This window comes from Bradyrhizobium sp. USDA 326 (assembly GCF_049739485.1).
Classification (GTDB): domain Bacteria; phylum Pseudomonadota; class Alphaproteobacteria; order Rhizobiales; family Xanthobacteraceae; genus Bradyrhizobium.
Genome location: NZ_JBMGQA010000001.1, coordinates 6,442,128 through 6,453,815 on the forward strand (window position 1 = coordinate 6,442,128; position 11,688 = coordinate 6,453,815).

Genomic DNA, 11,688 nt, shown 5'->3' on the forward strand with positions numbered 1-11,688 from the left:
GATGCGGGCGCCGACCGACATTGCGCCGCGTGCCGGCTATCCCGCGCAATTGCTCGCCGTGTCCCGGGGCGCGCTGGCGCAACTCGTGCGGTCGCCCTCGCATTCGCGCCGGGCCGAGGCGGCCCGAAAGCTGGCGCGGCACTCGCTCTGGCTCAGCATAGCGGGCGCAGCGCTGGTCATCGTGCTGATGGTCGGGTTCGATCAGGCCGAGATCGAGTTGATGCCGCCGCGCGGCACACCAAGCCTGTGGCCGATCCGCATCCTCACCGACTTCGGCAAGGACGAGTACCTGCTGATCGTGCTAGGGGCTGCGCTGGTGGCCGTGGCGTTCGTTGCGGCAGGGTTGCACGGGACTCGCCGCGCACTGCTGCTCGGCTTCGGCACGCGGCTTCAATACATATTTCTGTCCGTTGCCGTGTCGGCGTTCGTTGCCGAGATCCTGAAATATCTCATCGGCCGCGGACGTCCGTTCGTCGGCGGCAAGGCCAATCCGTTCAACTTCATACCGTTCGAGGGGACCGGGGCCCATGCCAGCCTGCCGTCGGGACATGCAGTGGCAGCGTTCGCCCTGGCGTTTGCCGTGTCGGCATTGTGGCCGCGCCTGCGCGTGTTCATGTTCACTTACGCGATCGTGATCCTGCTGACACGGCTGGTGCTGCTCGCCCATCACCCGAGCGACGTGGTGGCCGGCGCCCTGGTCGGGATGGTCGGCGCCATGGCGGTCCGCTACTGGTTCGCGGCCCGACGGCTCGGCTTTGCGGTCCGCGCCGACGGCACCATCGTGCCTCTTCCGGGAGCGGCCTGGGGCCGCCTCAAAAGGGTTGCCCACGGGGCATCCGCCCCATAAAAGCGGCTGCCTGCCGGGACCGCCGGTTCCCCAAGGCGCAGGCCAAATCCAACCACGAGCCTCCTTTGTCGACGTCCCAACCTTCGGTTTCCATCGTCGTTCCCGTGCGCAACGAAGCCGATAATATTGCGCCGCTGATCGCGGAGATCGGTGCGGCGCTCGATGGACGCTGGGCCTATGAGATCATCTACGTCAATGACGGCTCCACCGATGCGACCGGCGAGCGGCTTGCCGCCATCATGAAGCAGCGGAGCAATCTGCGTCAGCTCCGCCATGCGCGGTCGGGAGGCCAATCGGCGGCCGTGCGCAGTGGTGTGCGTGCGGCGCGCGCGGACATCGTGGCGACGCTCGACGGCGACGGCCAGAACAATCCCGCCTTCCTGCCGGACCTGATCGCGGCGGTCGAGAAAAGCCCGCGCGTCGGGCTCGCCGCCGGCCAGCGGGTCGGACGCAAGGACACCGGCTTCAAGAAGTTCCAGTCGCGCGTGGCGAACGGCGTTCGCAACGCCATCCTGAAGGACGGCACGCGCGACACCGGCTGCGGACTGAAGGCGTTTCGGCGTGACGTCTTCCTGATGCTGCCTTATTTCGACGGGCTGCATCGCTTCCTGCCGGCGCTGGTGCGCCGAGAGGGCTACGAGATCGCCTATGTCGACGTGATCGACCGACCGCGCCACTCCGGAGTTTCGAACTACGGCTTTTTCGACCGGCTATGGATCGGGATCATGGATCTCGCCGGCGTGTGGTGGCTGATCCGCCGCAAGAAGCCGACACCAGACGTGACTGAGGTGAAGGCATGATCATTCAATACGGCCAGGCGGTCAGCAACTATTTCTACGACGTCTTCGTCGCCAAGTTCGACTTCTGGCTCGCATTCGGCCTGGTCGCGCAACTCTTCTTCACGGCCCGATTCCTGGTGCAGTGGATCGCGAGCGAGCGGGCCGGCAACAGCGTGGTGCCGATGGCATTCTGGTTCTGCTCGATGGGCGGCGGCGTGATGACCCTGATCTACGGCATCGTGAAGCGGGAGCCCATCATCATCCTGGGCCAGATGTTCGCGACCATCATCTATCTTCGCAACATCATGCTGATCTGGAAGAATCACGGCACCGCGTCGAAGACGCTGGATCGCTGATCCCCAAACCGGACTCCGAATTCCCCCTGAAAATCGCGTGAATGTGACCCAATCGACTCTTGCCATTTCAAGACCGATCGGTTCATATATTTCCATGCGTCGCCCCGCCCCAGTCCAGCTGCCCCGTGGCCGCCCCCGGAGTTTCGACACGGAAGCCGCCGTCGAACGCGCGATGAACGTATTCTGGTCGCGCGGCTATCACGCCACGGCGCTGCCGGACCTGCTTCGTGCGACGAAGCTCTCGCGTGGCAGCCTTTACGCTGCTTTTGGTGACAAGCACTCGCTGTTCTTGCGCGCGCTCGATCGCTACATTGCTATTGCCTTGACGCGGATGGATACCGAACTCGACCACCGCAGCGAGCCGGTCGACGGCCTGAGGGCCTATCTTGCCGGCTACGTTGAGCGCAACAGCGGTGCCAATGGTCGGCGTGGATGCCTGCTGGTCGCCACAGCCATGGAACTGGCCGGACGTGACGTCGAGGTCGATCGTCGCATCGGGAACTTCTTCAAAGCCATGGAGGCTCGGGTGGCTGAAGCATTTTCCCGTGCGAAGGCAGCGGGCCAACTCGCCGATGGCGTCGAGCCTTCGAGCGCCGCCCGAATTCTCGTCTGTTTTGTCGAAGGACTGCGGGTGGTCGGTAAGACGGCGCCGACCCGGATCATTTCGCAAGCCACCGTCGACGCTCTTCTCGACCGCTTCATCAGGTAGACGAACCATGGACCCTTCCGCCGTTCGCAGGCCAATATCTGGACCGAATGGTCTTGAAAAGAGCGATGCCATGTCCGCCATCCAGGTTGTCTGCGCGGTGGTCGTTCCCTTGCTCTGGGGTTATCAATTCGTGGTCATCAAAGTGGGCGTGGGGGAGTTTCCGCCTCTCTTCTTCCTCGCACTTCGCTTCCTGGCCATCGCGCTGCTGCTCGTTCCGTTCGTCGAAAGGCCGAAGCGTCGGCAACTCGGGCCTGTCGCAGCCATTTCGCTTTTCCTTGGTGGATTGAACTTCGGCCTGTTCTACGTTGGTCTCGGCCTCGGCTCGGGAAGCATGTCTGCCGTCGCCTATCAACTTGCCCCGCCCTTCACCGTTCTGTTGGCATGGCCGCTGCTCGCGGAGAGGCCGTCTCTAACCACGTCCGCCGGCGTGGGACTAGCGTTCGTCGGCGTGATCGTGCTGGCGGCGGGGCCTGGCCTGTCGGCAAACGCGTTTCCGCTGCTGCTTGTAGTCGGGGCAGCTTTCGCATTTGCTGTGTCCAACGTCTTGACGAAACGCTACGGCCCTTTTGATCCCCTGATGTTGATGGGCTGGTCGTCGCTGTTCACGGTGCCGCAGGTCATGCTGATGTCGTTGCTGCTCGAATCCGGACAAATGGCGAGCCTTGTCACGGCAGACGAGCGTGGCTGGCTGGCGCTCGCCTATACGATCTTCATCGGCGGAATTGTCGGGTTTGGCCTTTGGTTCTGGCTGATCGCCCGTTGCTCGATGGTGCGCGTCGCGCCTTTCGGCCTGCTGCTTCCGGTGTTCGCATTGACTTGCAGCGTTGTCTTCCTCGGCGAACGCATAAGCCCAAAGTTGATCCTCGGCGGGCTGCTCGCGATCTCAGGCGTCGCCATAACGCAGATGCGCCCACGCGTCCAACCAGCCTGATCGTCGAGCCTCGAGTCGTGCAGACGTCAGTCGGCGCAGGGCCGCCTATCGCGGCAGCGCCGACGCCGCGCCTGACGCGGGCAGGGCGGCCGTATCCGCCTCGGTTCTACGGTAGGGCTCGCCGGCTGCGTCGAGCACGGGATAGGCGACCGAGCAGATATGCGAGTGGATGCGGCGCAGGTCGCGTAGCACGTCCAGATGCAGCGACGTCGTTTCGATGGTTTCGGGGCGGCCCTCGCGGAGGCGGTCGAGATGCCGCTCGACCGCGGCAAGCTCGGTGTTGCGCAGCGCAGTTTTCTCCACCAGCAGCTTGCGCGCCTCGTTGGCGTCGCCCGACATGAAGACGCCGAACGCGATACGCAGCGAGTCCATCGTGCGCTTGTGGAAGGCCGCGAGCTCGTCGGCCCCTTCCGCCGAGAACTGAAAACGCCGCTTGATCTTCTTGGTGGCGAGCTCGCTCAGACTCTTGTCGATGATGTCGCCGATATGTTCGAGGTTGATGGCGAAGGAGATGATCTCCATCGCGCGGCGTCCTTCGCTCTCGTCGAGGCTTCCCCGCATGAGCTTGGTCACGTAGAGCTTGATGGCCTCGTCGAGACCGTCGACGAGATTGTCCATCTTGGAGACCTGGTCGACCAGCGCCCGGTCGCCGGTCATCATGGCGGCCATCACCTTGCGCAGCATCACCTCGACGAGATCGCCCATGCGCAGCGTCTCGCGGGCGGCGTCGGCGAGCGCCAGGGACGGTGTCTCCAGCGCGGTCTCGTCGAGATAGCGCGGCCGGGCCGGGTCGGCCTCCTGCACGCGATCCGGCAGAAGGCGGGTGAGCAGGCGCGACATGGTGTCGAGCAGGCCGATGAAGACGATGGCCGTGCCGACGTTGAAGGCGATGTGGAAAGCCGCCGTCATCTTGGCGAGGTCGGGCTGCCAGGCGTGCATGTGCTCGGCGATCACGCTCAAGAAGGGCAGGACGAGGGCGATCCCGACCACGCGGTTGACGAGATTGCCGACCGGCAGGCGATAGCTCGCCGGATCGTCACGCCTGGCCCCCTCGAACACGGGATTGATGGCGCTGCCGAGATTGGCCCCCAGCACCAGCGCCAGCGCCGCATCGGGCGAGATGAACTGCGAATAGGCCAGCGACATGATCAACAGCACGCTGGCGACGCTCGAATGCACCGCCCAGGTGACGAGGGCGGCGACGACGATGCACAAAATGGGATCGCTCGTGATGGCCGACATCACGACGCGGACCCCGGGGGCGTTCTCCGCCGGCGCCAGCGTGTCGAGGAGGATGTGCAGCGAGAGCAGCATCAGGCCAAGGCCGATGCAGACGCGGCCGATGTCCTTGATCCGTGAGCGCGGGCCTGAGCGGAAGGCGACGAGCCCGAGCACGAACAGGACCGGCGCGACGGCTGCGATGTTGAACGACAGCACCTGCACGATCAGCGTCGTGCCGACATTGGCTCCCAACATGATGGCGAGCGCAGCCGCGAGGCTGACGAGGCCCTCGGCGGCGAACGAAGAGGTGATCAGCGCCGTCGCCGTGCTGCTCTGGAGCAGCGCGGTGAGTCCGAGACCGGCGGCGAAGGCGCTTGCGCGGTTGCTCAGCGCCTTGCCGAGCAGGCGCCGCAGGTCGGGACCGAAGGCACGTAAAATGCCGCTGTGGACCATGTGCAGGCCCCACAACAACAGTGCAACGCCGCCCATGAGATCGAGCAGAACCAACGTTCCCATGCTCCGTATCCGGATTGGAGTCGATTGGTGAGGCTAGCGCCAAACGGCAGCCGATCAAACCCTTTGTCGGCGCATCGGCGTTAACGTTTACGGCAGCGGCGCGTTCCAACGGCGCGCGATTGCGCGGCCGCCGGAGCGCGATTGCCGTGTCCCGAGGCACGCTGCCTTGCGAGCAGGCTCACATTGCCGCTTCCAGGGCAGCGAAGCCCCGATCGAGATCGGCCTTGAGGTCGTCGACGCTCTCCAGCCCGATGTGCAGACGCAGCGTCGGGCCGCCGGGCGCCCATTTGGTCGCGGTGCGATAGGCATCGCAATCGAAGGGAATCACGAGGCTCTCGAAGCCGCCCCAGGAGAAGCCCATGCCGAACAGCTTCAGCGTATCGAGCATGGTGTCGACCGCCTTCTGCGGTGCCGGCTTCAGCACGATGCTGAACAGGCCTGACGCACCGGTGAAGTCGCGCTTCCAGATCGCATGGCCGGGATCGGTTTCGAGCCCCGGATGCAGCACGCGCGCGACCTCGGGCCTGGCAGCGAGCCAGCGCGCCATGTCGAGCCCGGAGCGATGATGCTGCGCCAATCGCACCGACAGCGTACGCAGTCCGCGCAGCGCCAGGAAGACGTCGTCGGGGCCGGCGCAGACGCCGAGCAGGCGGATGCCCTCGTTGATCTGTGGCCAAGCCTTGGCATTGGCAGAGATCGTGCCGAACATGATGTCGGAATGGCCGCCGATATATTTGGTGGCTGCCTGCATGCTGATGTCGACACCCTGCTCGAGTGAGCGGTGATAGAGCGGGGTCGCCCAGGTGTTGTCGTCGATGACGAGCGCGCCGCGGGCATGGGCGACCTCGGCGATGGCGCGGATGTCTGGCATCTCGAACGACTGCGAGCCCGGCGCCTCGACCAGCACCGCACGCGTGTTGGGCCTGAACAGCTTGTCGATGCCCGCGCCGATCAGCGGATCGAAATAGGTGGTCTCGACGCCATAGCGGGCGAGCATGCCATTGCAGAAATTGCGTGAAGGCCGATAGACGTTGTCGACGACCAGAATATGGTCGCCGGTCTTCAGCACCGAGAGGAGGGCGGTGGAGATCGCCGAAAGTCCGGACGGCACGATGCCGACGCCGGCGCATTGCGGCCCCTCCAGCGCCATCAGCGTGTCCTGGAACGCTCTGGTCGTCGGGGTGCCGTGGCGGCCATAGGTGAACTCGCCGCGATGGGCGTGCAGGTCCTCGGCGGTCGGATAGAGCACGGTCGAGCCGTGGAACACCGGCGGATTGACGAACCCCTTCTGCGCCTTGGTGTCGCGGCCGGAGGTGACCAGCCGGGTCTCGGCGTGCTGCTCTTGGGGGGGCGAGGAATCCATGCGCCTGCTTTCAAAATCGCGTTTCCACCGGGCGCGCTGCGCCCGGGGGCTAGCCGAAAGGCCGTCGTCGTTAATAACAGAACACAGAAGAGTCTCGTCAACCCCTTGACCCGGCAGGCCAGTCGTTCTGTGATGCGCAGGTGCTATTCAGTCGCCGCATGTTGGGGGCCTGCCGCGACCTTCGATCCAATGTCCGACCGGACCCTTGCGCCGCAGCTGCAATGGCGGGCGCCTGCGATGGGGATTAAGGTATGGCCTCTCGGGATCGGCGGGTGTTCGGCAGGGTTTTCCAGCATGACTCTTGCAGGGCTAGCCTTGCTACGATTAGCCCTGGCAGAGATGACCCCAAAGACAACATTCCTGACCTTGAGACGACCTTGAAAGGCCCAAAGCCCATGAAACGCGTAACCCTGGCTCTCACCCTTGCTCTCGCCGCCGGCCTCTCTGCCGAAGCTGCCGATGCGCAAACGCTCAAGACCGTCAAGGACCGGGGCATGCTGTCCTGCGGCGTCAGTCAGGGCTTGCCCGGCTTCTCCTCGCCCGATGACAAGGGCAACTGGACCGGCATCGACGTCGACGTCTGCCGCGCCATTGCCGGCGCGATCTTCAACGATCCGACCAAGGTCAAGTACGTGCCGCTGTCCGCCAAGGACCGGTTCACGGCGCTGCAATCCGGCGAGATCGACGTGCTCTCGCGCAACACCACCTGGACCATCTCGCGCGACACCTCGCTCGGCGCCAACTTCACCGGCGTGACCTATTATGACGGGCAGGGCTTCATGGTGAAGAAGTCGCTGAAGGTGAATTCGGCGCTCGAGCTCAACAGCGCGTCGGTCTGCGTGCAGACCGGCACCACCACCGAGCAGAATCTCGCCGACTACTTCAAGGCCAACAACATGAAGTACGAGGTGATCGCGTTCGCCACCAACGACGAAACCGTCAAGGCTTATGAAGCCGGCCGCTGCGACGTCTTCACCACCGACCAGTCGGGCCTGTACGCCAATCGTCTGAAGCTTGCCAAGCCCAACGACCACATGGTGCTGCCCGAGATCATCTCGAAGGAGCCGCTCGGTCCGATGGTGCGCCACGGCGACGACCAGTGGTTCGACATCGTGAAATGGACGCTGTTTGCGATGATCACCGCTGAAGAGCTCGGCGTGACCTCGAAGAACGTCGACGAGAAGGCGAAGCTGGAAAATCCTGAGCTGAAGCGCGTGCTCGGCAGCGACGGCAATTTCGGCGAACAGCTCGGCCTGACCAAGGATTGGGTGGTGCGGATCGTGAAGGCAGTCGGCAATTACGGCGAGGTGTTCGATCGCAACGTCGGCGCGAGCTCGCCGCTCGCCATCAATCGCGGACTCAACAATCTCTGGAACAAGGGCGGTCTTCAGTACGCGCCGCCGATCCGCTGATCGCCCCGGCCGGCAACGGCATGAGCACCGAGGCCCGAAAACCGCCGCCCCAGATCGCGCTGAAGATCCGGCGCATTCTGGGCGGCAAGGCAGGCTGGAACGGCGTTGCCGTCCAGTTTGCCTTCGCGGCGATCCTGGGCTGGATGGGCTATGAGATCGTCTCCAATGCTCGCGCCAACCTCGAGAACCAGCACATCGCCGCCGGCTTCGGCTTCCTCAGGAACAATGCCGGTTTCGACGTCAACCAGACCCTGATTCCCTATACCGGCTCGGACACGTTCCTGCGCGTGTTCGTGGTCGGCTTGCTGAACACGCTCGTGGTCTCCGTGGTGGGCATCGTCTTCGCCACCGTGATCGGCTTCATCGTCGCGCTGTGCCGGCTGTCGCCCAATTGGCTGTTGTCGCGCGTCGGCGAGATCTATGTCGAGGTCATCCGCAACCTTCCGCTCCTGTTCCAGATCCTGTTCTGGTACCTTGCGGTGCTCGCGGCCCTGCCCAATCCGCGGCAGAGCATTTCGCTGCTCGGCATCACCTTCATCAGCAATCGCGGTCTGGTGATTCCGCGGCCGGTCGGCGAGAGCGGCCTCGAGCCTTTCCTGGCGATGCTGGCGCTCGGCATCGTGGCGTCACTGGCTCTGCGCTTCTATGCGCGGCGCGCGCTGTTTCGGCAGGGGCGGATGGTCCGGATCTGGCCTTATGTCCTGGGCCTGCTGTTCGGACTGCCGCTCGTCACCATGCTGGTATCGGGTCTGCCGCTGAGCTTCGAGATGCCACAGCTCAAGGGATTCAACTTTGCCGGTGGCTCGCGCATCATCCCGGAGTTCGTGGCGCTGACGGTCGCGCTGTCGACCTACACCGCCGCCTTCATCGCCGAGATCGTGCGCGCCGGCATCCTGTCCGTTCACAAGGGGCAGATGGAGGCGGGATCCTCGCTCGGTCTCAGCCGCGGCGCCACCCTCCGCCTGATCGTCGTGCCGCAGGCCATGCGCGTCATCGTGCCGCCGCTGACCAACCAGTACCTCAATCTCACCAAGAACTCGTCGCTGGCGGTCGCGATCGGCTATCCTGACCTGGTGTCCGTGTTCGCCGGCACGTCGCTGAGCCAGACCGGGCAGGCGATCGAGATCATCGCGATGACGATGGGCATCTATCTCCTGATCTCGCTCCTCACCAGCGCCCTCATGAGCGTCTACGGTTGGCGCGTCAGCCGGAGTCTCGGCGCATGACCGACATCACCTCAAGCAGCTTCGTCCGCCAGGACCTGCTCGCCGAGCGTCCCGCGCCGGTCAAGACCACGGGCTTCATCGGCCTGATGCGCACGCGCCTGTTCAACTCGCCGACCAATATCCTGCTCACGATCCTGGGCGCCCTGCTGCTCTGGTTCACCATCGTTCCTTCCGTCAAGTTCCTGATGGTCGATGCGGTCTGGAGCGGCCAGGACCGCACCGCCTGCCTGACCGAAAACGCCGGCTTTGCGGTCGGCGCCTGCTGGCCCTACATCCAGGCGAAACTCCCGCAACTGATCTACGGCTTCTACCCCGAGGCCGAGCGCTGGCGCGTGAATCTGACATTTTTGCTCGCGCTCGTCCTGCTGTTGCCGCTGCTCACGCCGCGGCTGCCGGCGAAGGGCCTGAACGCCAGCCTGTTCTTCGTCGCCTTTCCGGTGGTCGCATTCTTCCTGCTGCACGGCGGCGGCATCAAGGGCTTCGGCCTGAGCTGGATTGCCGGCCTGCTGCAATTGTTCGAGGAGAGCATCATCGGTGCCGGGCAGGCGCTGCTCAATCTCAGCAAGACGTCCGCCGTCGCACCGTTGCTGTGGGTTGTCGGCAGCCTCATCGTGCTGATCGGCACGGCGATCTCCTGGCTGATCTTTCCGCTCACCTGGCTGCGCGATTACGTCCAGACGATGGGCCAGCCGGTCTGGGCCGATTTCGCCATCACCGCCGCGATTGTCTGTCTCATCGCCTTTGTGCTTGGCGGCGGCGTTCGTACCGGCGGGCGGGCTCTGGCAGCCAGCATCGCCACGTTCATTGCCGTCGCGATCGTCATCCAGCTGATGGGGCTCGACCGTGGGGGATTGCCGGTCGTAACGACGAATCTGTGGGGCGGCCTTTTGGTGACGCTGGTAGTCTCCGTCACCGGCATCGTCACCTCGCTGCCGATCGGGATCGCGCTGGCGCTGGGCCGCCGCTCCACCATTCCCTTGATCCGGATCTTCTCGATCGCCTTCATCGAGTTCTGGCGCGGCGTGCCGCTGATCACGGTGCTGTTCTTCGCCACCTACATGCTGCCCCTGTTCCTGCCCGGCAATTTCACCGTCGACGGCCTGGTCCGGGCGCTGATTGGCATCGCGCTGTTCACCGGCGCCTATCAGGCCGAGAACGTCCGCGGCGGGCTCGCCGCGATCCCGCGCGGGCAGGGCGAGGCCGCCGCGGCTCTCGGCCTGTCCTGGTGGAAAACGACCTCGCTGATCGTGCTGCCGCAGGCGCTCCGTCACGTCATTCCGAACCTCGTCAACAGCTTCATCTCGCTGTTCAAGGATACCTCGCTGGTCTCGATCGTGGCACTGTTCGACCTCCTGGGCTCGCTTCGCGCCTCGTTCTCGGATCCGAAATGGTCGACGCCGTCGACCGCGTTCACCGGCTTCGCCTTCGCCGGGATCATCTACTTCATCTTCTGCTTTGGCATGTCGCGCTACTCGCTGTTCGTCGAGCACCGCCTCAACGCCCACCGGCGCAACTGATCGAGGTCACCATGTCCGGCCCCATCGTCAAGATCTCCGGCCTGAACAAATGGTACGGCGAATTCCACGTGCTGCGTGACATCGATCTGGCGGTCAATAAGGGTGAGCGCATCGTGATCTGCGGGCCCTCGGGCTCGGGCAAGTCGACCTTGATCCGCTGCATCAATGCGCTGGAGGAGTTCCAGGAGGGCGAGATCGTCGTCGACGGCATCGAGCTCGGTCCCAACCTCAAGCACGTGGACGCCGTGCGCCGCGAAGTCGGCATGGTGTTCCAGAGCTTCAATCTGTTTCCGCATCTGACCGTGCTCGACAATTGCACGCTGGCGCCGATCTGGGTCCGCAACATCCCAAAGAAGGATGCCGAGGCGGCCGCGATGAAATTCCTCGAGCGGGTCAAGATCCCGCACCAAGCCAACAAGTTTCCGGGGCAGATGTCCGGCGGCCAGCAGCAGCGCGTCGCGATCGCCCGTGCGCTGACCATGAACCCGAAGGTGATGCTGTTCGACGAGCCGACCTCGGCGCTCGACCCCGAGATGGTCAAGGAGGTCCTCGACACCATGGTCGACCTCGCCGAGGAGGGCATGACCATGCTGGTCGTCACTCACGAGATGGGATTTGCCCGCGAGGTCGCCAACCGCGTGGTGTTCATGGACGCCGGCCAGATCATCGAGGCGAACACGCCGAGGGAGTTCTTCGCCGCCCCGCAGCATGCCCGCACGAAACTGTTCCTCAGCCAGATCCTGCGGTGAGCACACGCAATCCGGTGGCCTCGCCGGTCTGACTGCCCGCGCAAGCTTGGCACCATGCGAAT

Annotated in this window: 11 protein-coding genes; 9 read left to right on the plus strand and 2 right to left on the minus strand. The window is 64.4% G+C overall.

Annotated features, from left to right (window positions below):
- The first annotated feature begins 1 nt into the window (after nucleotide 1).
- From ABIG06_RS30365 to ABIG06_RS30385, 5 genes are all read left to right on the plus strand, one after another.
- Complete coding sequence (locus tag ABIG06_RS30365) at nucleotides 2-847, plus strand: phosphatase PAP2 family protein (RefSeq protein WP_370139692.1); 846 nt, start codon at nucleotides 2-4, stop codon at nucleotides 845-847.
- 65 nt (nucleotides 848-912) lie between these two features.
- Nucleotides 913-1,647 carry a glycosyltransferase family 2 protein gene (locus ABIG06_RS30370; RefSeq protein WP_370139693.1) on the plus strand — a complete coding sequence of 245 codons (735 nt, stop codon included), beginning with the start codon at nucleotides 913-915 and terminating at the stop codon, nucleotides 1,645-1,647.
- On the plus strand, nucleotides 1,644-1,982 hold the full coding sequence (locus tag ABIG06_RS30375) for a lipid-A-disaccharide synthase N-terminal domain-containing protein (protein WP_124160894.1): 339 nt from the start codon (nucleotides 1,644-1,646) through the stop codon (nucleotides 1,980-1,982). Before ABIG06_RS30370 ends, ABIG06_RS30375 begins: the two co-directional genes overlap by 4 nt.
- 172 nt (nucleotides 1,983-2,154) lie before the next feature.
- Entirely contained in the window at nucleotides 2,155-2,691 is a 537-nt protein-coding gene (locus ABIG06_RS30380; protein WP_245454520.1) for a TetR/AcrR family transcriptional regulator, read from the plus strand.
- 70 nt (nucleotides 2,692-2,761) lie between these two features.
- Nucleotides 2,762-3,622 (plus strand): DMT family transporter, encoded by an 861-nt coding sequence (locus ABIG06_RS30385; RefSeq protein ID WP_370139694.1) that lies wholly within the window; start codon nucleotides 2,762-2,764, stop codon nucleotides 3,620-3,622.
- Nucleotides 3,623-3,667: 45 nt separating this feature from the next.
- On the opposite strand, the gene ABIG06_RS30390 is transcribed toward ABIG06_RS30385, so the two are convergent.
- Both ABIG06_RS30390 and metC read right to left on the minus strand, forming a co-directional pair.
- A complete protein-coding gene (locus ABIG06_RS30390; RefSeq protein ID WP_124160897.1) occupies nucleotides 3,668-5,359 on the minus strand; it encodes a Na/Pi cotransporter family protein in 1,692 nt (563 codons plus the stop codon).
- 178 nt (nucleotides 5,360-5,537) lie between these two features.
- A complete protein-coding gene (gene metC, locus ABIG06_RS30395) occupies nucleotides 5,538-6,722 on the minus strand; it encodes a cystathionine beta-lyase (protein ID WP_124160898.1) in 1,185 nt (394 codons plus the stop codon).
- Nucleotides 6,723-7,117: 395 nt separating this feature from the next.
- On the opposite strand from metC, the gene ABIG06_RS30400 reads away from it, so the two are divergent.
- Genes ABIG06_RS30400 through ABIG06_RS30415 form a run of 4 tightly spaced genes read left to right on the plus strand, consistent with a single transcriptional unit; the run spans nucleotide 7,118 to nucleotide 11,626 of the window.
- Entirely contained in the window at nucleotides 7,118-8,134 is a 1,017-nt protein-coding gene (locus ABIG06_RS30400) for an amino acid ABC transporter substrate-binding protein (RefSeq protein ID WP_370139695.1), read from the plus strand.
- 20 nt (nucleotides 8,135-8,154) lie between these two features.
- On the plus strand, nucleotides 8,155-9,360 hold the full coding sequence (locus ABIG06_RS30405) for an amino acid ABC transporter permease (protein WP_370139696.1): 1,206 nt from the start codon (nucleotides 8,155-8,157) through the stop codon (nucleotides 9,358-9,360).
- Nucleotides 9,357-10,877, plus strand: coding sequence for an amino acid ABC transporter permease (locus ABIG06_RS30410; protein ID WP_370139697.1), 1,521 nt, complete (start codon nucleotides 9,357-9,359; stop codon nucleotides 10,875-10,877). The genes ABIG06_RS30405 and ABIG06_RS30410 overlap by 4 nt, the downstream gene beginning before the upstream one ends.
- 11 nt (nucleotides 10,878-10,888) lie before the next feature.
- Nucleotides 10,889-11,626, plus strand: coding sequence for an amino acid ABC transporter ATP-binding protein (locus ABIG06_RS30415; RefSeq protein WP_124160902.1), 738 nt, complete (start codon nucleotides 10,889-10,891; stop codon nucleotides 11,624-11,626).
- The last annotated feature ends 62 nt before the right edge of the window (nucleotides 11,627-11,688 follow it).